A 22,478-nucleotide genomic window follows, 5' to 3' on the forward strand; every position below is an offset into this window, starting at 1 on the left:
GACAATGACAGATTTCGCGGCAGATGGCCTGTGCTTCTTTTGGTGACGGGGCGGGAGGATCGGAGACATACTGCCGCATGCTGTTCTCCGAACCGTTGCGCCTGGAAAGAGAAACGGCGCCGCGGATTTCCGGGCGCCGTTCGTTATTGCATGCTGCACTCGCAACCTTGCCGAAAGTCTTAACCGGAAGGTTCTGGTGCCTTCGGTTGCGCCTTCGGCGACGATTCAGCGCTTCACGGCGATGCCTTCCACCTGCGACACGTCACGGACCGCGCCGCGGTCGGCGCTGGTGGTCAGGGCGGCGTAGGCGCGCAGCGCCGGCGAGACGACGCGGTTGCGGTTGGCCGGCTTCCAGGCATCGGCGCCCTTGGCGTTCTCGGCGTCGCGGCGGCGTTGCAGCTCCTCGTCGGACAGGGCGAGGTTGATCTTGCGGTTGGGGATGTCGATCTCGATCCGGTCGCCGTCCTGGACGAGGCCGATGGCGCCGCCCTGCGCCGCTTCCGGCGAGGCGTGGCCGATCGACAGGCCCGAGGTGCCGCCGGAGAAGCGGCCGTCGGTGACAAGGGCGCAGGCCTTCCCCAGCCCCTTCGACTTCAGGTAGCTCGTCGGATAGAGCATCTCCTGCATGCCGGGGCCGCCGCGCGGGCCTTCGTAGCGAATGACCACCACGTCGCCCGCCTTGACCGTGTCACCCAGGATGGCCTCGACCGCCGCGTCCTGGCTTTCGAAGACGCGGGCCGGGCCGGCGAAGACGAGGTTGGAGGCGTCCACGCCTGCGGTCTTCACGATGCAGCCCTTCTCGGCGATGTTGCCGAACAGCACGGCGAGGCCGCCGTCCTTGCTGAAGGCGCTGTCGACGGAGCGGATGACGCCCTTGTCGCGATCGAGATCCAGGTCCGGCCAGCGCTTTTCCTGGCTGAAGGCGATGGTCGTCGGGATGCCGCCGGGGGCGGCCTTGAACATGGTGTGCACGCCCTCGTCCTGGGTGCGCTTGACGTCCCAGCGGTCCAGCGCGTCACCCAGCGTCTTGGCGTGGACGGTCGCGACGTCACGGTTCAGCAGGCCGCCGCGGTCAAGCTCGCCCAGGATGCCGAAGATGCCGCCGGCCTTGTGCACGTCCTCGATGTGGACGTCGGACACCGCCGGGGCGACCTTGCAGACGTTGGGCACGCGGCGCGACAGCCGGTCGATGTCGGCCATCGTGAAGGGCACCTGACCCTCCTGCGCGGCGGCCAGCAGGTGCAGCACCGTGTTGGTGGAGCCGCCCATGGCGATGTCGAGCGTCATGGCGTTCTCGAACGCCTCGAAGGTGGCGATGCCGCGGGGCAGGGCGGTGGCGTCCTCCTCCTGGTACCAGCGGCGGCACAGCTCCACCGCCATGCGGCCGGCGGCCAGGAACAGCTCCTTGCGGTCGGCGTGGGTCGCCAGGATCGTGCCGTTGCCGGGCAGGGAGAGGCCCAGCGCCTCGGTCAGGCAGTTCATCGAATTGGCGGTGAACATGCCGGAGCAGGAACCGCAGGTCGGGCAGGAGCCGCGCTCCATCACCGCCGCCTCCTCGTCGGTCACCGTCGGGTCGGCGGCGGCGACCATGGCGTCGATCAGGTCCACGGCCTTGGTCTTGCCGCGCCAGTTGACCTTGCCGGCCTCCATCGGGCCGCCCGACACGAAGACCGCCGGGATGTTCAGCCGCATGGCGGCCATCAGCATGCCGGGAGTGATCTTGTCGCAGTTGGAGATGCAGACCAGCGCGTCGGCGCAGTGGGCGTTGGCCATGTACTCGACGGCGTCGGCGATCAGCTCGCGCGAGGGCAGGCTGTAGAGCATGCCGTCATGGCCCATGGCGATGCCGTCGTCCACGGCGATGGTGTTGAACTCCTTGGCGACGCCGCCGGCCTTCTCGATCTCGCGGGCGACGAGCTGGCCCAGATCCTTCAGATGGACGTGCCCCGGCACGAACTGGGTGAAGGAGTTGGCGATCGCGATGATCGGCTTGCCGAAATCGCCGTCCTTCATGCCCGTCGCGCGCCACAGGCCGCGGGCGCCCGCCATGTTGCGGCCGTGCGTGGAAGTGCGGGAGCGATAATGCGGCATGTCTCTACCTCAGGGATCGAACATTGCGTGCGGATGCGCAGGGGCAGCAACACTAGCAATCCCGAAGGGCAGAAACCAGACCTCTCGTTCCCTTTTCCGTCCCATTTTCCGGTGGATGGGGCATGGGAGGTCTGCGATGAACGGGAAGGGGGAATGCCCCGCCCCGGTCAACCGCGCGAGGCGTCCCGGCGCGAGGCCTTTCCCGGCTTTCCGCTGGCCGCACCGCCGCGGGAGATCTGGCCGCCGGTCTTGGTGGTGCCGGTCTGCTCCGTCCGTCCGGCAGCCACCGCCGACAGGTTCTCCGCCGCGGCCCGCGTGCCGCTCCCTGGAGCGGCTTTGGGCGTGGCTTTGGGTTTTGCGGAGGCCGGCTTCGCGGCGGGTGCCTTGGTGGAACGCCGTTTCGGCGGGGCTTCCGGGGCGCTGCTTTCCGTTTCCGCGCTTTGCCGCTCGGCGCGGATCTCGTCGTCGACCTCAGCTTCGGCCTGAGCCCAATGCTCGTCATGCCGGCCATCCGGGCGGCCGTCCCGTTCCCAGATGTCGTGGGCGCGGCGGCGAACGCGCTCGGCCCGATCCTGTTCCGGCTTTTGGCTCATGGGACTGCCTCCTCCTGGTCATGGCGGGTTATGGACCGGGCGGGTTACGGACCGGGCGGGTCACGGACCGGCCTGCCCGTCACAACGCAGGAGAGCGGCGGTGGTTTCAAACCAGCCGAAACAGCGGGACAAAAGACGCGAAACGTATCGTCAGCGGCTTTCCTGGCCGACGAACCGGCTTTCGAAGCGGGCGGCGTCGGCCGGGGCCAGGGCCACATGCAGGTGGGCTTGGCCGTCCTCGTCCCGGCGGTCCAGGACCTGCCCATGCTCGTACAGCCACGCCAGGGCGCGTCCGTCCGACAGGTTGACGCTCAATTCCAGCACCTGCCGCTCGGCCGATACGCGCCGATCCAGCAACTCCAGCAGGTCGTCCAAACCCTCCCCGGTCAGGGCGGACACGGCGACGGCGCGTTCCTCTCCCTCCATCATCCTCTGGTTGGCGAGGCGCATGTGGAGCGCGCCGCGGGCCGTTGCCGGCATCTGGTCGGTCTTGTTCAGAACCTCCACCACCCGAGAGTCGTTGATGGCGTCGATCCCAAGGTCGGCCAGCACCGAATCCACATCCGCCTTCTGCGCCGCCGTATCGGGGTGCGAGACGTCGCGGACGTGGAGGATCAGGTCGGCGGCCTGCACCTCCTCCAGCGTGGCGCGGAAGGCGGCGACGAGTTGGGTCGGCAACTCCGACACGAAGCCCACCGTGTCCGACAGGGCCATGGTCTTGCCGGAGGACAGGACGATCCGGCGCACCGTGGGGTCGAGCGTGGCGAACAGCATGTCCTCGGCGGTGACCCCGGCGCCGGACAGCCGGTTGAACAGCGTCGATTTGCCGGCGTTGGTGTAGCCGACCAGCGCCACCAGCGGCGTGCCGCCGCGCTGCCGGGCGGAGCGGTGCAGCTTGCGCGTCCGCCGGACCTCCTCCAGGTCCGACTTCAGACGGGTGATGCGTTCGGCGATCAGGCGGCGGTCGAGTTCGAGCTGGCTTTCGCCGGGGCCGCCCAGGAAGCCGAAGCCGCCGCGCTGCCGTTCCAGGTGGGTCCAGGAGCGCACCAGCCGCGAACGCTGGTAGGTCAGGGCCGCCAGTTCGACCTGCAACTGGCCCTCGCGGGTGTGGGCGCGCTCCCCGAAGATTTCCAGGATCAGGCCGGTGCGGTCGATCACCTTGGCCATGCAGCGGCGCTCCAGATTGCGCTGCTGCACCGGGCTGAGCGGATGGTCGATCACCACCAGATCGGCGTGGAAGGCCTCCACCATGCCGCCGATCCGCTCGGCGGTGCCGCGCCCGAACAGGGTGGCGGGGTCGGGGCGGGCTATGCGGATCACTTCGGCATGCGGCACCTCCAGGCGGATGGCCTGGGCAAGCGCGATCGCTTCGGAGAGCCGCGCGTCGGGCTGGCGCACCGCGGCGTTTCCATCGTCGGGGTGCGTGGTCAGGACCGGCAGGATGACCAGCGCGCGGCCGGCGGAGGGCGGTCCCGCCCCGTCAGGATCGTTGCCCTGGACGCTGCGGGAAACGGAGGCGGCGGAACGGGGTGACGGGCGGTCGTCGGAATCAGGCATTGGGTTGGCACCGTTCCTTCTGACAATGGGTTTGGGCGATCAGGAGTTGCAGGTCCGCAAAAAACAGCGCGCCGCTGCCGCGGTTCCAAAACCGTCCGGAATCGTGCACAAACCGCTGGCGTGTAACCTCTGGACATACTCCAATCATGTCATCCCTGGACCGCGGCGCCACCTCCCCCCATACGGTCATGCCCAACCGCTCCGCCGGGGTGCCCGGGGCCGGCATGCTGGAGCGCTGGCCCTGGTGGGGGCTGTGCGCGGCGCTGGCGGCGGTGATGGTGGCGTCGGCTCTGGCGATCGGCTTCCGCACACCTTACTGGTCACACGCCGACCAGGACCTGGTGTTGGCCTATCACGGCCTGCTGTTCAGCGAGGGGTTGCCGCAGGAGTATTTCGATCATCCCGGCTACACCTATTTCCTGGTGATCGAGGTCTGGTACCGGCTGCTGCACGCGCTGGGGCTGATGCCGGTCATCACCCTCTCCGGCCTGCCGCCCGCCGCCGACACCGCCGCCTACAACGCGGCCTGGCAAAATCTGGTGGAGGCCGGGCGGGCTCTGTCCATCCTCGTCACCACAGCCTTCGCGCTGATCTACGCCAACCTCGTCCGCGCGCTGGTCGGCGACCGGCGGGTGGCCTTCCTGGCCGCCGTGGTGATGGCCTTCGGAATCGGCCTGTCCACCCAGGCGCGGCAGATGCGCACCGATTTGCTGTCGGCCTCCTTCGTGGTGACGGCGCTTCTTCTCGTGCTGGTCGCCGTCCGCACCGCTCCGGGCTGGCGTCCCCTTCTGCTTCTCGGGCTGGCCGGGCTGCTGGCCGGGCTGGCGGTGGTGACGAAGATCCAGGCGATCTTCCTGGCGCTGGGCATTCCGGTGATCGCGCTGGCCTTCGGACGCCGCTTCGCGGGAGAGGGCGGACACCACTGGTTCGCCGCCGGAATTCTCGCGCTGGCGGCGGGAGCCGCGGCGCTGCCGGCGGTGGCGCTGATCCAGCACGGCATCGCCAGCGCCGGCCAGTCGCTCTATCCCTACCGCCCGGTCGGCGGCGGGCTGTCGGGGGTCTATCAGGGGATCATCGTCGGCTGGGTCTTTCTGGGCATGCTGGTCTACGCCGCGGTGTGGAGGGTGCGGGCGTCCTACGCGGTGGCGGCCACGGCGGCGGTCGCGCTCGGGCTGGCGCTCGGCGTGCTCGCCCTGACGATCCGCCCGCACGAGCAGAACGTCATCGCCGTCGCCAACCTGATCGAGCATATGTTCGTCTTCACCACCTGGAAGCATCAGGCGGCGCTCCAGGGGCAGGAACAGGTGCTCTCCGACGGGCTGGTGACGCTGCTGGCGAAGGGGCTGTGGCGCACGCTGGCGATCCGCACCATCGTCCTCCATCCCGACAACATCCCGCAGACCGTCGTGGTGGAGTGGTTCATCATCGGCGGCTGCATCGTCCTGTGGCGGCGGGGAGAACGGGTGGCCGCAGCGCAGGCGGCGCTTCTGCTGCTGGTCGCCTGGGGTTTGGAGACTCTGTTCTCTCTGCGCGGCTTCCAGCGGGCCTACGCCGCTTACACCGATCCGCTGACGGGGCTGGCCGCCGCCTGGGTGCTGCTGCGCCTGCCCGGTCTGCTGGAGCGCGCCCGGACGCGCCGCTGGATCGTCGGCATGGTGGCGCTGGTGGTGGTGGTCGCCCAGGTCTGGCCGTCCATCGAGGCCATCCGCCTGCCCAACCCCGCCGGCCAGTGCGGCTGGATTCCCACCTATATGAAGCGCGTTGAGCCCTTCCCCTTCTGCCGCCCCGGTTGAGGTGCGGCGCGGGCGTCCCACATCATGGGGACAGGCTGACCACGAGGTTCGACCCCATGGACGACACCGCCGACACCCGCTGGAAGACCGATCCCGACGCCCCCGACGCCGCGAGGAACACCGTGGGTGGGGGAGGGACCGACGAACTGGACCAGCGGGTGGCCGCCGCGGCGATGCGGCTCGCCGCCGGGCAGGGCTGGCGCAACACCGGCCTGCTGGCCATCGCGCGGGGGGCAGGGGTGCCGCCGGACGTCTTCTACCGCCGCTTCCCCGACCGGTCCGACGTGCTGGCCGCTGTGTCGCGGGTTGCCGACACGGCGGTCCTCGCCGACGAGGCTCCGTCCGGTCCGGACGAGAGCGCCCGCGATCGGCTGTTCGACGTGATGATGCGCCGCTACGACGCGCTGCTGCCCTACCGGGACGGGCTGCGCTCGGTCGTCCGCGATTTGAAACGGGAACCGCTCACCGCGCTGGCCTTCTCCCGTCACTTCGGGCGGTCGATGGCCTGGATGCTGCGCGCCGCGGGGGTGGAGGCCGACCGCACCGGCGGCGCCCTCCTGGTGGCCGGGCTCGGCGCGGTGCAGACGCGGGTTATGCGCGTCTTCCTGGAGGACGACAGCGCCGACCTGTCGCGGACCATGGCGGCGCTCGATTCCGAGTTGCGGCGGGCCGAACGCTGGGCTGGGGCATTACGCCGCAGATCCGGACGCGCCTCTCCAACCGCATCGTCTACAGCCCCGCAGGGCGCCGGGGAACCGGCCAAGGAACCAGGAAGCGCGTCCGCCGGTTGAGGTTCCATGAGCCGCGGTGTAGCCCCTGGTGCGACGCACAAGGGCGTTGACTATCTTTTTGGCAATCTGCATAGTCGCGCCACAGGTTTGCTGCGTCGCAGCATGCCGAATAAATCCTTTCGTCGGGGGTGAGAACCATGGCCAAGCAGACCGGTAACCCGTTCCTCGAATTCGACCTGTCCAAGATGCTGGGCGAGTACAAGGTGCCTGGCCTCGACGTCGAGTCGATCCTGGCGAGCCAGCGCAAGAACATCGAAGCGGTGACCGCCGCCAACCAGCTCGCGATCGAGGGTCTGCAGGCCGTGCTGCGCCGCCAGGCCGAGATCGTCCGTTCCTCTGTCGAAGAGGCTGGCACCTATGTGAACCAGGTCGCCGCCGCCGGCACGCCGGAAGAGAAGGCCGCCAAGCAGGCCGAACTGGTCAAGGTCGCCTTCGAGAAGGCCCTGTCGAACATCAAGGAACTGGCCGAACTGGTCGCCAAGTCCAACACCGAGGCCGCCGACGTGCTGTCCAAGCGCGTGTCGGAGAGCCTGGACGAGGTCAAGGCCGCCATCGCCAAGAAGTAAGCGTCTCTCCCGCCGGAGAGTGCCGCAAGGGGCCGCCCACCGGGGCGGCCCTTTCGCGTTTCAGCTTCGGCGCCGCCAGTGCTAGCCTTGCCCGTGACGATTGAAACCATGACAACCGCAACAGGGCAGGGACGAGACCCGTGACCATCAGTTACGACGATTTTCTGAAAGTGGACATCCGCGTCGGCACCATCACCGCGGCGGAGCCATTTCCGGAGGCACGCAAGCCGGCCTATAAGCTGACCATCGATTTCGGGCCGGAGATCGGCACCCGGCGCAGCTCCGCCCAGATCACCCGCCACTACACGCTCGACGAGTTGGTGGGCCGGCAGGTGCTGGGGGTGGTGAACTTCCCGCCCAAACGCATCGGCCCCTTCACCAGCGAGGTTCTGTGCCTGGGCCTGCCCGATGCAGAGGGCGAGGTCGTGCTGGTCGGGCCAGGGCAGAGTGTGCCGAACGGCGGGCGACTGTACTGAGGCTGCGGACAGCAAAAGGGCCGGGAGGCGTTGCCGTCCCGGCCCTTTTGCTTTTGGCGAAGCGCCTTATTCGGCGCGCTCGATGGAGCCCCAGAGGTCGTATTCGTCGGCGTGCTCAATGGTCACGTCCACGATGTCGCCCGGCTTCACGTTCGTCTCGCCGTTCAGGAAGACGTTGCCGTCGATCTCCGGCGCGTCGGCGTAGGAGCGGCCGATGGCGCCCTCCTCGTCGACCTCGTCGATGAGGACGCCGAGCGTGAAGCCGACCTTCTGCTGGAGCCGCTCGGCGCTGATCGCCTTCTGGGTCTCCATGAAGCGCTCCCAGCGCTCCTGCTTGACCTCTTCCGGAACGGCGCCGGGCAGGTCGTTGGCGGTGGCGCCCTCGACCGGCTCGTACTTGAAGCAGCCGACGCGGTCGAGCTGGGCTTCCTTCAGCCAGTCCAGCATGAACTGGAAGTCCTCCTCCGTCTCGCCGGGGAAGCCGGTGATGAAGGTGGAGCGCAGCACCAGATGCGGGCATTCCTGCCGCCACTTCCGGATGCGGTCGAGCTGCTTCTCCTGGGCCGCCGGGCGGCGCATCGCCTTCAGCACGGTGGGCGAGGCGTGCTGGAACGGGATGTCCAGATAGGGGAGGATGCGTCCCTCCGCCATCAGCGGGATCACCTCGTCCACATGCGGGTAGGGGTAGACGTAGTGCAGGCGCACCCAGACGTCGAAGTTCGCCAGCTCGCGGCAGAGGTCGATGAAGCGCGCCTTCACCTTGCGCCCGTACCAATCCTCTTCCGCATATTTGCGGTCGATGCCGTAGGCGCTGGTGTCCTGGGAGATGACCAGCAGTTCCTTGACCCCGGCGGTCGCCAGCTTTTCCGCCTCGCGCAGGACCGAGACGACCGGGCGGCTCACCAGATCGCCGCGCAGGGATGGGATGATGCAGAAGCTGCAGCGGTTGTTGCAGCCCTCGGAAATCTTCAGATAGGCGTAGTGGCGCGGAGTCAGCCGCAGCCCTTCCGGCGGCACCAGATCGGTGAAGGGGTCGTGGATCGGCGGCACGGCGTCGTGCACGGCGTTGACCACCTGCTCGTACTGGTGAGGACCGGTGACGGCCAGCACGTCCGGATGGACTTGCCGGATCATGTCCGATTCCACGCCCATGCAGCCGGTCACGATGACCCGGCCGTTTTCCTTGATCGCCTCACCGATGGCCTCCAGCGATTCCTTCTTGGCGGAATCGAGGAAGCCGCAGGTGTTGACCAGCACGACGTCCGCGCCGTCGTAGGACGGCGAGATCTCGTAGCCTTCGGCGCGCAGGCGGGTGAGGATGCGCTCGGAGTCGACGAGCGCTTTGGGGCAGCCCAGGCTGACGATCCCCACCTTGGGGGAGGACGCCGGGTTGGTCTTGAATCCGGGAATGGACGGGGGGGTGCTGGTCATGGCGCGCATATATAGGCGAGTCGCGGCGCAACGCCAGACAAAACGCGCGGCGCAGCCCCGACACGAGGTGGTAGGTGCCCTGCGTTGTCTCCGCACCGGTCCGGTAATCCGCACGGCGCCACAGGGGGGTGCGACACCTTGTGCTGGATAAGATTTAAGGTCAATGTTTCGTTTACTGTCCTGATGCCGTAGTGTGCGCCCCGTCGTCGGGGGTGGGGAGTCATGGACTTGCCTACTGTGGTATGTTAGTTTGGTGACCATATAGTCTCTATAACGTACAGACGCGTTGCCGGCTTTCGCCCGTGGCGCCGTCTTTCTCCGGCAACTGTCGAGACCCCGCTGCCATGTCGAAAAGCCCCCAGTCCCTGGCATCGGCGCAGGCGATAGCCGAGGTCATGATGCACATCGGCCATATCGCCGACAGCATGGGCTACACGCAGGGTTTGAAGCCGTCGCAGTGGACGGCGCTGCGCTACTTCGCGCGCGCCAACGACAGCCAGCGGACGGTGTCCGCCTTCGCTGACTTCCACGCGACGACCCGCGGCGCGGCGTCTCAGATGGTCGAGGTGCTGGTGACGAAGGAGTTGCTGACGCGGGTCCCCGTGCCGGAAGACCGCCGCGTCGTGCAGCTTCACCCCACGGAGAAGGCGCTGGCGCTTCTCGAATACGACCCGTTGAAGGACTTCGCCGCGGTCATCGCGGCCCTGCCGGGGCCGGAGCAGTTCCAACTGGCGGATCTGCTGACGCGCGTGTTGAAGGGGCTGCTGAGCAAGCGGGCGTAGGGAGGACAGGCACGAGCCCCCACCCCGGCCCTTCCCTGCGAAAGGGGGGAGAGCCGGGGTGGGGGGCAACGCGTTCCTACGCGCTGCCCACGGTCGGCCCCTTCAGCCGCTCCACCGCCTGGGTAACGATCTCATGCAGGCCCTCGCCGCCGGCGCTGCTGTGCTCCAGCAGGCGCTGGCGCATGCGCGGCTCCCAGAAGGCGCGGATGTGGCCGGCGGTCTCGGTCACCGCCTCGTCCTGCGGGTAGGACTGGAAATAGCTGGCGATCTGGTTGGCCATGCGGACGAGTTCGCGTGTGGTGTCCATGGGTCGGCTCCCGGAAAAATCGGATTTCTTCGTTAACGGAACAGCATGACGCCGTTGCCGCGCGCGCGCGCGGCCAGGGTCATGCCGGCGGCGCGGGCGAGCTTCAGCGCCAGCGCCGTGGGGGCGGAGATGGTGGCGAGCATGGGGATGCCGATGGTCGCGGCCTTCTGAACCAGTTCGAAGCTGCAGCGGCTGCTCATCACCGCGAAGCCGCCGGACGGATCGATCCCCGCGCGGGCCAGCGCGCCGGCCAGCTTGTCGAGCGCGTTGTGCCGCCCGACGTCTTCCCGCGCCATCACGATGCGCCCGTCCGGATGAGCCCAGGCCGCCGCGTGCAGCGATTTGTTGGCCCGGTTCATCGGCTGGTGGTCGGGCAGGGCGGCGAAGGCGGCGGCCACCGCCGCCACCGATGGGGTGAAGCCCGCCGTGACCCGTGGCGGCTCGCGCACGGCGTTGGCGAGGCTGTCCACCCCGCACAGGCCGCAGCCGCTCCGCCCTTCCATGGAACGGCGGCGGAGCGAGCCGCGCAGAAGACGCAACGGGTCAGCCTCAATGGACAGGACGATGCCGTCCTCCACCGGGCGGACGTCGATGCGGTCGATGTCGGCGGCGCTGCCGACGATGTCCTCGCACAGGCTGAAGCCCAGCGCGAAGTCCTCCAGATCGGCGGGCGTCGCCATCATCACGGCGTGGGAGCGTCCGTTGTATTCGAACGCCACCGGGGTCTCCTCGGCGACCAGCCACGTCACGTCAGCCTGGTTGGCCGCTTCCGGAAAGCCGGTGCCGCTGGCCGGCAGGGAATGGGCGTGGGTGAGCATGGCTGGTCCTCCGCTGCGCGTTGCCGCTTTACTCCGCCGCCACTTCCACCAGATCGCCGCGGCGGATCTGCCAATCGGACGGGTGGTTGCTCAGCGTCACCTGCACCGCGGTCACCTTGTATTCGGGGCAGTTGGTGGCCCAATCCGAGTTCTCGGTGGTGACCACGTTGGCCCCCGTCACCGGGTGGTGGAAGGTGGTGTAGACCACCCCCTGCGGCATCCGGTCGGAGATGCGCGCCCGCAGCGTGGTGGCGCCAATGCGGCTGGCGATGGAAACCAGATCGCCGTCGCGGATGCCCCGCTCCTCGGCGTCGTGGGCGTGGACCTCCAGGATGTCCTCCGGGTGCCACGCCACGTTGGCGGTGCGGCGGGTCTGGGCGCCGACGTTGTAGTGGCTGAGGATGCGGCCCGTCGTCAGGATCAGCGGGTAGAAGCGCGAGGCGCGCTCCTCCGTTGGCACATACTCGGTGATCATGAAGCGGCCCTGGGACGCTTTGCCTTCGCGCACGAAGCCGTCGGCGTGCATGATCGGCGTGCCGACCGAGTCCTCGTCGGTGCATGGCCATTGCACGCTGCCCACCCGGTCCAGCTTCTCGAAGCTGACGCCGGAGAAGGTCGGGGTCAGGCGGGCGATTTCGTCCATGATCTGCGCGCCGCTGCGGTAGAACATGGGATAGCCCATGGCGGTGGCCAGATCGCAGACGACTTCCCATTCCTGCTTGCCGGTCTTGGACGGCATCACCGGGCGGACGCGGTTGATGCGGCGCTCGGCGTTGGTGAAGGTGCCGTCCTTCTCCAGGAAGGAGGTGCCGGGCAGGAAGACATGGGCGAAGGCCGCGGTCTCGTTCAGGAACAGGTCCTGCACCACGACGATCTCCATGGCCCGCAGGGCGGCGAACACATGCTGGGTGTTCGGATCGGACTGGGCGATGTCCTCGCCCTGCACGAACAGGCCCATGAAGGTGCCGTCCACCGCGGAGTCGAACATGTTGGGGATGCGCAGGCCCGGCTCGGGGTCGAGCGCCGCGTTCCACACCTCCTCGAACTGCTGGCGGACCACGTCGTCGGAGACGTGGCGGTAGCCGGTCAGCTCGTGCGGGAAGGAGCCCATGTCGCAGGAGCCCTGGACGTTGTTCTGGCCGCGCAGCGGGTTCACGCCGACGCCGTCACGCCCGATGTTGCCGGTCGCCATGGCAAGGTTCGCCATGCCCATCACGGCGGTGGAACCCTGGCTGTGCTCGGTCACGCCCAGGCCGTAATAGATCGCCGCGTTGCCGCCGGTGGCGTAGAGCCGGGCCGCCGCGCGCATCTCCGCCGCCGGAATGCCGGTGTACTGCTCGGTGTTCTCCGGGGAGTGGCGCGGGTCGCGGACGAAGGCTTCCCAACGGGCGAACTCCATCGGGTCGCAACGGTCGGCCACGAAATTGCGGTCGACCAGTTCCTCGGTCACGATCACATGGGCCAGCGCGTTCATCGCGGCGACGTTGGTGCCGGGGCGGAGCTGGAGGTGGTGCGTGGCCGAGACGTGCGGGCTGCGCACGAGGTCGATGCGGCGCGGGTCGATGACGATCAGCTTGGCGCCCTGGCGCAGCCGCTTCTTCATGCGGGAGCCGAAGACCGGGTGGCCGTCCGTCGGGTTGGCGCCGATGACCAGGATCACGTCGGACTTGTCGACGCTCTTGAAGTCCTGCGTGCCGGCGGAGGTGCCGAAGGTCTGCTTCAGGCCATAGCCGGTCGGGGAGTGGCAGACGCGGGCGCAGGTGTCGACGTTGTTGTTGCCAAAGGCGGCGCGGATCATCTTCTGGACGACATACACCTCCTCGTTCGTGCAACGGGACGAGGTGATGCCGCCGATGGAGCCGCGGCCGTATTTCTGCTGGACCGCGCGCAGGCGGGTGGCGGCGTAGGTGATCGCCTCCTCCCAGGACACGGTGCGCCACGGGTCGTCGATGCTCTCGCGGATCATCGGCTGCGTCTGGCGGTCGGCGTGGGTGGCGTAGCCCCAGGCGAAGCGGCCCTTGACGCAGGAATGGCCCTCGTTGGCGCCGCCGTCCTTGTGGGGGACCATGCGGACCACGGTGGTGCCCTTCATCTCCGCCTTGAAGGAGCACCCCACCCCGCAATAGGCGCAGGTGGTGATGACGCTGTGCTCCGGCTGGCCCAGTTCGATCAGCGACTTCTCGGTCAGGGTCGCGGTCGGGCAGGCCTGGACGCAGGCGCCGCAGGAGACGCACTCGCTGTCCATGAACTGTTCGAGGGCGCCCGGCGACACCTTGCTGTCGAAGCCGCGCCCGTCGATGGTCAGGGCGAAGGTGCCCTGGACCTCGCCGCAGGCCCGCACGCAGCGCGAGCAGACGATGCACTTGGACGGGTCGAAGGTGAAGTAGGGGTTGCTCTCGTCCTTCACGGCGGCGCGGTGGTTCTCACCCTCGTAGCCGTAGCGGACGCTGCGCAGACCGACCGCGCCGGCCATGTCCTGAAGCTCGCAATTGCCGTTGGTCGGGCAGGTCAGGCAGTCCAGCGGGTGGTCGGAGATGTACAGCTCCATCACGCCGCGGCGCAGGCGGCCCAGACGCTCGTTCTGGGTGTGCACCTTCATGCCCGGGGCGACCGGCGTGGTGCAGGAGGCCGGGGTGCCGCGCCGCCCCTCGATCTCCACCATGCACAGGCGGCAGGAGCCATAGGCGTCCAGCATGTCGGTGGCGCACAGCTTCGGCACGGTGATGCCGGCTTCCATCGCCGCGCGCATCACCGAGGTGCCTTCCGGCACGGTCACCGTGCGGCCGTCGATGTCCAGCGTCACCATGGTGGCGGACTCGCGGGCCGGGGTGCCGTAATCGATGTCTTGGATGGACATGGGGTCTGGTCCTTTCCGCTCACTCGGCCGCGACAGCCGCGGGGCTGCGGGTGAAATCCTCGGGGAAGTGCTTCAGGGCGCTGCGCACCGGGATCGGCGTCATGCCGCCCATGGCGCAGAGCGAGCCGTCGGTCATGACCTCGCACAGGTCGTTCAGCAGCGTGATGTTCGCCTGCACCTTCTCGCCGGCGATGATGTTGTCCATCACCTCGACGCCGCGCACCGCGCCGATGCGGCAGGGAGTACACTTGCCGCAGGATTCGGCGGCGCAGAACTCCATGGCGAAACGGGCCTGCCTGGCCATGTCCACGCTGTCGTCGAAGACGACGATGCCGCCGTGGCCGACCATCGCCTCGACCGCCGCGAAGGCCTCGTAATCCTTCGGCAACTCGAACAGCGAGGGCGGCAGGTAGGCGCCGAGCGGGCCGCCGGCCTGCACCGCGCGGATCGGACGCCCGGTGATGGTGCCGCCGCCGAACTCGTAGAGCAGCTCGTGCAGGGTGACGCCGAAGGCCTTCTCGACGATGCCGCCGTGCTTGATGTTGCCGGCGAGCTGGAAGGCCAGCGTGCCGCGCGACCGGCCAACGCCGAAGTCGCGGTAATGGTTGGCGCCCTTGTCGAGGATGATCGGGACCGAGGTCAGCGACAGCACGTTGTTGACGATCGTCGGCTTGCCGAAGAGGCCCTCCAGCGCCGGCAGCGGCGGCTTGGCCCGGACGGTGCCGCGCTTGCCCTCCAGGCTTTCCAGCATGGAGGTCTCCTCGCCGCAGATGTAGGCGCCAGCCCCGACGCGGACGTCGAGGTGGAAGCGGTGGCCGGTGCCGTGGATCTCGTCGCCCAGCCACTTCTCGTCATAGGCCAGCCGGATCGCCTCGCGCATCGTCGCCACGGCGTGCGGGTATTCGGAGCGGATGTAGATGTAGCCTTCGGTGGCGCCCACCGCGATGGCGGCGATGGTCATTCCCTCGATCAGGCAGAAGGGGTCGCCCTCCATGATCATGCGGTCGGCGAAGGTGCCGCTGTCGCCCTCGTCGGCGTTGCAGCAGATGTACTTCTGGTCCGCCTTGGCGTTCAGCACCGTGTTCCACTTGATGCCGGTCGGGAAGCCGGCGCCGCCGCGGCCGCGCAGACCGGATTCGGTGACCTCGGTCACGATCTCCGCCGGGGTCATGGCGAGCGCCCGCTCCAGCCCGCGGAAGCCGCCATGCAGCCGGTAATCCTCGACCGACAGCGGGTCGATGATGCCGCAGCGGGCGAAGGTCAGCCGCTCCTGCTTGGCGAAGTAGGGGATTTTCTCGGTCAGGCCGTGGGCCAGGGCGTGGTCGGCACCGTCGAGGAAGCCGGCGTCGAACAGGCCGGGAACGTCCTCGGCCATCACCGGGCCGTAGGCGACGCGGCCCTCGGGCGTCTCCACCTCGACCAGCGTCTCCAGCCACAGCATGCCGCGGGAGCCGTTGCGGACGATGCGGAGCGGGATGCCGCGCCGGGTGGCCTCGGCGCGGATGGCGGCGGCGGTCTCGTCGGCGCCCACCGACAGGGCGGCGGCGTCGCGCGGCACGTACACCGTGTGCAGGGGCTCGCTCATCGTGCGGCCTCCGTGGCCAGGGTGGAGGCGGTGATGGCGTCGAAGCGGGCCGGGCTGACCCGGCCGTGCAGCGTCTCGTTCACCATCACGGCGGGGGCCAGGGCGCAGTTGCCCAGGCAGAAGACCGGCTCCAGCGAGAAGGCGTCGTCGGCGGTGGTCTCGTGGAAGTCCACCTTCAGGCGGCGGCGGATGTGCTCGATCAGTCCGTCGGCGTTCATCGACTGGCAGGCCTCAGCCCGGCAGACCTTGATGGTGTGGCGGCCCGGGCGGCTGCGGCGGAATTCGTGGTAGAAGGACACCACCCCGTGCACGTCGGCGCGCGACAGGTTCAGCTCACGCGCCAGCAGCGGGATGGCCTCCTCGTCGATGCAGCCGAACTCTTCCTGAAGAGCGTGCAGCATCGGCAGCAGCGCCCCGCGCAGGTGACGGTTGGCGGCGATCACCGCCGTGGCGCGTTCCGCGCTCCATGGAGATCGGGCGTTCATGGTCTCCTCCCCCGCGCCCGCCTGGATCGGCGGCGCTTCGTTGGTGTCTCGTCCGTCAGCGTTACGGACATTGGGGGAGGCGGGCAAATTTGATTTTCTGATGCGGTGATAGGGTTTCGCTATCACCACACGGATCGCGCGGTTATGTCCTTGAGATCATAGCCCTTTTGACAAATCCCATGGGGCAAGGGCCTCATCGGTCAAAGCGCGCACGCGCTCGGCGAGGCCCGGTTCGGCGGCGACGGCGGCCAGCGCCTTGGCGAGCGGGGCCGGCGGTTCGCGGTCGGCGTAGACGAGTCCGACGGCGTAGGTGAGGTCCGGTTCGGTCAGCGGCAGGGCCACCAGATCGGGGTGGAGCGCGACCAGGGTCAGGAGCTGGCTGGGCACCACGCTGGCCGCCAGACCGCTGCGCACGATGGTGTAGATGGTGACGATGGAGTTCGTCTCCATCAGCGGAACCACCGTCCGGTCGGCCATGCGGAAGGCGGTGTCGGCGATGCGCCGGTTCTGCATGTCGGGGGTGAGCAGGCACAGCGGCAGCTTCGCTGCGTCAGCCCAGCGGATGCTGGTGGTGCCTTCGCCGACTTGGCGGCGCTGGGCCAGCAGGAAGTAGCGCTCCGAGAACAGCGGGACGGTGCGGACGTTGCTCAGCGGCTCGTTGTCGAGATAGGTGATGGCGGCGTCCAGCTCGAACCCGTCGAGGTCGCGCTGGATGTCCCGCGAGCTGAGCGAGCGCACGCTGGAGCGGATCTGCGGGTAGCGCTCGGCAAAGCGGGCCAGCACGTGGGGGACGGCGGGCAGGGCGGTCGGGATGGCGCCGATCCGCAGATGGCCGGACAGGCCCTGGCCCAGCGCCGTCAGCTCCTGATAGAGCCCGTCCCGCTCCGCGACGATGCGGCGGGCGTATTCCAGCACCTTCAGCCCCTCCGGCGTGAAGCCGGAGAATTTCTGCCCACGTTCGACGATGGGCACGCGCAGTTCGTCCTCAAGCTGGCGGATGGCGTTGGACAGCGTCGGCTGGGAAACGTGGCAGGCCTCCGCCGCCCGGCCGAAATGCTGCTCGCGCGCCAGGGCCAGCAGATAGACGAATTTGCGGAACACAGTCCCCTCCCGTGCGTGATGGGCCGGTGCCCGCTTGGCGCCCTCGGGGGACGTCGCGCACGTTATGCCGAATCGGGCACACCGCCGGCAAGGGCGGAGACTCCTCCTTGCCGTCCGATGCTCCTAGGCGGTCAGTCTCCCGGCTGCGGCGCGGCGGCGTCGTGGGTGGAGCGCATCAGGGCTCCGCGCTCGGTCAGCAGGACGGTCAGCAGCGCCAGAATGCCCAGAACGGTGAAGCCGATGGTCAGCGGACGCACGGTGCCGTCGAAGGACTGGCCGACGATCCAGCCGACCACCGCCGCCATGCCGGTGCTGAAGAAGCCGACGAAGGACGACCCCATGCCCGCCACATGGCCTAGCGGCTCCATCGCCATCGCGTTGAAGTTCGGAGCGATCAGGCCGAAGCAGAAGAAGATCGCCGCCATGAACAGTCCGAGGCCGAGCAGCGGCGGATGCTCCGGAAAGCCCAGCAGCGCCATGGCGACGCCGGTCAGCGTGTAGCCGAGCAGGGCGACATGGGACACCCGGTGCATGCCGACCCGCCCGACCAGCCGCGCGTTGACCAGCGAAGCCAGGGCCATCACGCCGGCGATGGCGCCGAAGGCCACCGGGAACATCGCCCCCAGCCCATAGACGTCCACGAAGATCTGCTGGGCGCTGCCGACGTAGCTCAGCAGCCCGCCGAACAGCAGGCCCATGGCGGCGGTGTAGCCGACCGTCGCGCGCGTCGTCATCACCTTGTGGAAGGCATGGCCGAGCGCTGCCGGGGACAGCGGCAGCCGGTCCTCCAGCGCGCGGGTTTCCGCCAGCCGCAGCATCGACCAGGCGAAGGCGGCCACGGCCGCCAGGAACAGCGCGCCGAACACCCATGGCCAAGTGCCGAGGCGCAGGATTCCCTCACCCAGGGCCGGGGCGATGATCGGCACGATGATGAAGATCATCATCACGAAGGACATCACCCGCGCCATGTCGCGCCCGACGAAGCGGTCGCGCACGATGGCGATGGCGACGACTCGCGGGGCGGCGGCACCGAACCCCTGAAGCGCGCGGGCGGCCAGCAACGCGGTGAAGCTCGGGGCGAAGACCGCGCCCAGCGACCCGATGGCGAAGATCACCAAACCGGCGGCCAAGACCGGCTTGCGCCCGAAGCGGTCGGACAGCGGCCCATGGAAAGGCTGCCCGACGGCGAAGCCCAGCATATAGGCGGTGATGACGAGTTGCCGGTCGTTTTCGCGAACCACCCCGAAGGTGCTGGCGATGTCCGGCAGGGCGACCAGCATGATGTCGATGGACAGCGCTGTCAGCGCCATCAAAAGGGCCATGAGCGCGACGAACTCGCCGAAGCGGATGTCAACGCTCCGGCCGGCGGAAGCGGGGTGGGACATGGATTTAGGCATTGGACCAGTGTGCCGCCCGTCTGTCTCTGCGGCAAATCGAATTCCCGCAGGCCCGCCATCGATATTTGGACATGGACAATTCAGAGCTGTGCCACCTTGCATCCCTATGCCCCACACATTACCACCTATTGTGGCGCGCCCAACTTTCATTTGATGATTTCAAGAATTTCACGCATTTCATGCTGAAAATAGTGATAGATAGGCGGATTCTGTGGGCGTCGCCTTAGTGCCTGTCTATAGTGGGCGGCGTCAACGGTCTGTGAAAATCGGGTATGCGCCTTCGTCTCCCCTTTGTGCCTCTGCTGGCGCTTCTTCCGCTCGTCGCCTTCGCGGTGGCCTCGATCATGTTGGTCGACCGTCAACAGGAGCGATCGGTGGAGGAACTGATCCGTCACGCCACCGACGCGGCGGTGCGGACGGTGGACGGGCGCGTCCTCATGACGCGCAGCGCGCTTGAAATCATGTCCACGGCCCGCTCGCTGGACATCGACGACCGCGTCGTCTGGAGGGATCGGGGGGAACGTGCGCTGCGGCAGCGTTCGGATTGGTTTGCCCTGGAAGTGCGCGACCGGCAGGGTGTCGTCAACCTGCTCCACCGGCCGCAGGAACCGGAAGCCGGCGGCATCGACCCCGTCGCCCGTTCCGTCCAGGCGGACCGGGTGTTCCGGTCAGGAGAAGTCTGGATCAGCGGCGTCATCAGCGACTCGGCCGGCAAGGTGGAACCGGTCTTTGCGGTCAGTGTGCCGGTTTGGGGCGCGGGAGAAGTGCGGCTGGTCCTGACCGCCTATGTGCGGGCCTGGTCCCTGCATCAGGTCCTGGTCGATCAGGTGGCGATGCCGAATTGGATTGTCGCGCTTCTTGACCGCGATGGGCGTTTCATCGCCCGGACGAGGTCCGAAACGGCCTTCGACTCCGCGGTTGGAAAGCCGGCGCACGAGTCTCTTGCCCTGGCCCTGAAGACCGGCGACGAGTTTTTCCTATCCCGTACGCAGCAGGGGCAGGAGGTGCTGTCGGCGAAGGCCGGCTCCGTCGCTGCGCCCGGCTGGCTCCTGGCCCTCGGCACCCCGGCAGAGCCGATCCAGGCGGCGGCGCGGCGCACGATCTACACGATCGCCGGCGGCGGGCTGGGCGCGCTGGCGGTGGCGGCACTGGTCGCTTGGGCTCTTGCCCGCTCCCACGACCGGCGCGAGGCGGCGGAGCGGCGTGCACGGGTGGCGGAGGCTGCGGCGGAGGCCGACCGGCGGTCGCACGCCATTCTGGAAAGCACGACGGACGGCGTCTACGAGGTCGACCGGTCCTGGCGAATCGTCTACATGAACGGGCGCGCGCGCGGCCTGATGGGCGGCAGCAGCGACCTGACCGGACAGCGTCTGTGGGAGGCCTTTCCCGACGCCATGGGGACGGTGTTGTGGGACCGCCTGCACATCGCCATGAAGGGCCGCCATCCCGACGAATTCGAAGCCTATTTCGCGCCGCTCGGTGTCTGGCTCTTCCTGCGGGTGTTTCCATCGTCCGCCGGGCTGGCCATTTATTTCCAGGATATCAGCAAGCGTCTTCTCGCCGAACGGGCGCTGGAACGCGCGGTGGAGCAGGCGAACCAGATCCTGGAGAGCATCGGGGACGCTTTCTATGCCATCGACCGCGACTGGCGGATCACTTATGTGAACAGGCGCGCCGAGGAGATGTTCGCGCGCCCGCGCGACGACATCGTCGGCCGCAGCCTGCTGGACCTTTTTCCCGACGTCGCGGGCAACACAGTCATCCGCGCCTTCGAGGCCGCCATGGCCGACCAGCAGCCGCGCGAGTTCGAGGCGCTGTCCGGCATCTTCCAGCGCTGGACCATGTTCAACGTCTATCCACAGGCGGGCGGCGGCCTGTCCATCTACTTCCGCGATGTGTCCGCCCACCGCGCGGCGGAGGCCGCCCTGCGGGCCAGTGAGCACCGCTACCGCACGCTTCTGGAAGCGTTGCCACAGATGGTCTGGACCTGCCGGGCGGATGGCGGTTGCGACTTCCTCAGCCAGCAATGGCTGTCCTACACCGGCCAGCGGTTGGAGGAGGCGCGGGATTTCGGCTGGTCCGAGGCCGTTCATCCCGACGATCGAAACCGCCTTCTCACGATTTGGATGCAGGCGGTCGAAGCGCGGACGATCTTCGACACCGAGGCGCGTATCCGCAGCGCTGCCGGCATCTACCGCTGGTTCAAGCAGCGTGCTCTGCCAATCACCGACCCGGAGACCGGCGAAGAGCGCTGGTTCGGCGCCTCCACCGACATCACCGACATCTTCGAGGCGCGCAACGCCATGCAGGCGGCGAAGGAGGAGGCGGAGGAGGTCGGGTTGCGCTTCCGCACACTGGCGGACTCCATCCCGCAGCTCGCCTGGATGGCCCGTCCGGACGGCCGTATCTTCTGGTACAACCAACGTTGGTGCGACTACACGGGTGTCGAGGGCGTGGACGCCGCTTCCGGTCCGCTGTGGGACGGGATCCTTCCCGGCGACCACGCCGAGCGCGTCACGGCCAGCCTTCAGCGATCGTTCCGGACCGGAGAGCCGTGGGAGGATACCTTCCCCATGGCGGGGCGGGACGGTTCCTTCCGCTGGTTCCTGTCACGGGCGTTGCCCGTTCGCGATTCCGACGGCGCCGTCGTGCTGTGGTTCGGCACGAACACCGACGTGACCGACCGTCTCGAGGTCGAGGAGGCACTGCGCCGCACCAAGGAGGAGGCGGAGCAGGCGGCCTTGTCCAAATCCAAGTTCCTTGCCTCGGCCAGCCACGACCTGCGCCAGCCGATGCAGTCGCTGTTCCTGTTTTCCGGCGCGCTGCACGGCCATGTCCAGGGCGAGAAGGGGATGAGGGCGCTTCGCCATCTGGAAAGCGGGCTGGACGCGCTGAAGGGACTGTTGGACAGCCTGCTCGACGTGTCGCGCCTGGACGCCGGAGTGGTCAAGCCGACGCTGGAGGATTTTCCGGTGGCGTTGCTGCTCGACCATATCGCGGCGGGCTATGCCCCCGTGGCCCGCGGCAAGGGGCTCGACTGGACGATGGAGGGGTGCCCGCTGAACATCCGTTCCGACCGGGTGCTGCTGGGCCGGATGATCCGCAATCTTGTGGAGAACGCCATCCGCTACACGGAACGGGGCAGCATCGCCATCACCTGCACGGCTATGGGCGGGCGGATGCGGATAATTGTTGCCGACACCGGAATCGGCATCTCCGAAGAGCATCTGCCCCGAATCTTCGATGAGTTTCATCAGGTCGGCAACCCGGAGCGCGACCGCAGCCAGGGGCTTGGGCTGGGCCTCGCCATCGTTCAGCGCATCGGGCTGCTTCTGGACCATCCGGTGACCGTCCGTTCCACGCCCGGCGCGGGGTCGGTCTTCACCATCGAGGTGCCGCTGGGCGAGAGCTTGAAGCCCGTGGAGCCGATGGCCGCGACGCTCCCGGCGTCGGCGAACGGGGACGAGCGGTTGGCCATGGTCATCGACGACGACGCCATCGTTCTGCTGGGCCTTCAGGCCATTCTGCGCGAATGGGGGTACGACGTGCTGATCGCCGGCTCGGGAGAGCAAGCAATGGACAAGCTGCGCTCGGTCAGCCGCAAGCCCGATATCATCATCGCCGACTACCGCCTGCGCGAAGGCAAGGTCGGCACCGACGCTATCCTCGACGTCCGCCAGCTGTTCGACGCCGACATTCCGGCGATCATCGTGACCGGGGAAACCGGCCCCGAGTGCCAGCGTGACGCCGTGCGCCACGGCTTCGGCCTGATGCACAAGCCGGTGACTCCGCACCAGCTCGCCGGGGCCATGGAGCGCTGTTTGCAACCGGCGGATTGAGGGCGGCGG

Annotated in this window: 17 protein-coding genes; 6 read left to right on the plus strand and 11 right to left on the minus strand. The window is 68.2% G+C overall.

Annotation, left to right across the window (positions count from 1 at the left end; translation table 11 throughout):
* Positions 1-225: 225 nt before the first annotated feature.
* The 3 genes from ilvD to hflX all read right to left on the minus strand — a co-directional run bounded on the left by ilvD (position 226) and on the right by hflX (position 4,241).
* Complete coding sequence (ilvD, locus tag AMK58_RS17040) at positions 226-2,091, minus strand: dihydroxy-acid dehydratase (RefSeq protein ID WP_035675977.1); 1,866 nt, start codon at positions 2,089-2,091, stop codon at positions 226-228.
* 167 nt (positions 2,092-2,258) lie between these two features.
* On the minus strand, positions 2,259-2,684 hold the full coding sequence (locus tag AMK58_RS17045) for a DUF2934 domain-containing protein (protein ID WP_051140378.1): 426 nt from the start codon (positions 2,682-2,684) through the stop codon (positions 2,259-2,261).
* 150 nt (positions 2,685-2,834) lie between these two features.
* On the minus strand, positions 2,835-4,241 hold the full coding sequence (gene hflX / locus AMK58_RS17050; RefSeq protein ID WP_079285447.1) for a GTPase HflX: 1,407 nt from the start codon (positions 4,239-4,241) through the stop codon (positions 2,835-2,837).
* 146 nt (positions 4,242-4,387) lie between these two features.
* Here hflX and AMK58_RS17055 point away from each other — a divergent pair, with 146 nt between their 5' ends.
* From AMK58_RS17055 to AMK58_RS17070, 4 genes are all read left to right on the plus strand, one after another.
* On the plus strand, positions 4,388-6,034 hold the full coding sequence (locus AMK58_RS17055; protein ID WP_236778282.1) for a glycosyltransferase family 39 protein: 1,647 nt from the start codon (positions 4,388-4,390) through the stop codon (positions 6,032-6,034).
* 56 nt (positions 6,035-6,090) lie between these two features.
* Positions 6,091-6,825, plus strand: a complete 735-nt coding sequence (locus AMK58_RS17060; protein WP_059399218.1) for a TetR/AcrR family transcriptional regulator — start codon at positions 6,091-6,093, stop codon at positions 6,823-6,825.
* Positions 6,826-6,962: 137 nt separating this feature from the next.
* Entirely contained in the window at positions 6,963-7,391 is a 429-nt protein-coding gene (locus AMK58_RS17065; RefSeq protein WP_035676200.1) for a phasin family protein, read from the plus strand.
* Between the two features lie 140 nt (positions 7,392-7,531).
* Positions 7,532-7,867, plus strand: coding sequence for a tRNA-binding protein (locus AMK58_RS17070; RefSeq protein ID WP_035676199.1), 336 nt, complete (start codon positions 7,532-7,534; stop codon positions 7,865-7,867).
* Positions 7,868-7,933: 66 nt separating this feature from the next.
* Here AMK58_RS17070 and rimO read toward each other — a convergent pair whose 3' ends face one another.
* Positions 7,934-9,298 (minus strand): 30S ribosomal protein S12 methylthiotransferase RimO, encoded by a 1,365-nt coding sequence (gene rimO / locus AMK58_RS17075; protein ID WP_035676241.1) that lies wholly within the window; start codon positions 9,296-9,298, stop codon positions 7,934-7,936.
* Positions 9,299-9,642: 344 nt separating this feature from the next.
* Here rimO and AMK58_RS17080 point away from each other — a divergent pair, with 344 nt between their 5' ends.
* Complete coding sequence (locus tag AMK58_RS17080; protein WP_035676197.1) at positions 9,643-10,080, plus strand: MarR family winged helix-turn-helix transcriptional regulator; 438 nt, start codon at positions 9,643-9,645, stop codon at positions 10,078-10,080.
* 76 nt (positions 10,081-10,156) lie between these two features.
* Here the strand turns inward: AMK58_RS17080 and AMK58_RS17085 are convergent, their stop codons facing one another.
* The 7 genes from AMK58_RS17085 to AMK58_RS17115 all read right to left on the minus strand — a co-directional run bounded on the left by AMK58_RS17085 (position 10,157) and on the right by AMK58_RS17115 (position 18,618).
* Positions 10,157-10,387, minus strand: coding sequence for a formate dehydrogenase subunit delta (locus tag AMK58_RS17085; protein WP_035676195.1), 231 nt, complete (start codon positions 10,385-10,387; stop codon positions 10,157-10,159).
* Between the two features lie 32 nt (positions 10,388-10,419).
* Entirely contained in the window at positions 10,420-11,205 is a 786-nt protein-coding gene (gene fdhD, locus AMK58_RS17090; RefSeq protein ID WP_035676192.1) for a formate dehydrogenase accessory sulfurtransferase FdhD, read from the minus strand.
* Positions 11,206-11,233: 28 nt separating this feature from the next.
* Positions 11,234-14,062: a formate dehydrogenase subunit alpha gene (gene fdhF, locus AMK58_RS17095; RefSeq protein ID WP_035676190.1), complete on the minus strand. Its 2,829-nt coding sequence runs from the start codon at positions 14,060-14,062 to the stop codon at positions 11,234-11,236.
* Between the two features lie 19 nt (positions 14,063-14,081).
* Positions 14,082-15,647: a formate dehydrogenase beta subunit gene (locus AMK58_RS17100; protein WP_059399219.1), complete on the minus strand. Its 1,566-nt coding sequence runs from the start codon at positions 15,645-15,647 to the stop codon at positions 14,082-14,084.
* Complete coding sequence (locus AMK58_RS17105; RefSeq protein ID WP_035676186.1) at positions 15,644-16,132, minus strand: formate dehydrogenase subunit gamma; 489 nt, start codon at positions 16,130-16,132, stop codon at positions 15,644-15,646. The genes AMK58_RS17100 and AMK58_RS17105 overlap by 4 nt, the downstream gene beginning before the upstream one ends.
* A 156-nt stretch (positions 16,133-16,288) precedes the next feature.
* Positions 16,289-17,233: a LysR family transcriptional regulator gene (locus AMK58_RS17110; RefSeq protein WP_035676184.1), complete on the minus strand. Its 945-nt coding sequence runs from the start codon at positions 17,231-17,233 to the stop codon at positions 16,289-16,291.
* Positions 17,234-17,364: 131 nt separating this feature from the next.
* Positions 17,365-18,618, minus strand: a complete 1,254-nt coding sequence (locus AMK58_RS17115; RefSeq protein ID WP_104675331.1) for a multidrug effflux MFS transporter — start codon at positions 18,616-18,618, stop codon at positions 17,365-17,367.
* 284 nt (positions 18,619-18,902) lie between these two features.
* Between AMK58_RS17115 and AMK58_RS29700 the strand changes: the two genes are divergently transcribed.
* Positions 18,903-22,469, plus strand: a complete 3,567-nt coding sequence (locus tag AMK58_RS29700) for a PAS domain-containing protein (protein WP_079285448.1) — start codon at positions 18,903-18,905, stop codon at positions 22,467-22,469.
* Positions 22,470-22,478 lie beyond the last annotated feature (9 nt).

Source organism: Azospirillum brasilense (genome assembly GCF_001315015.1).
Classification (GTDB): Bacteria; Pseudomonadota; Alphaproteobacteria; order Azospirillales; family Azospirillaceae; genus Azospirillum; species Azospirillum brasilense.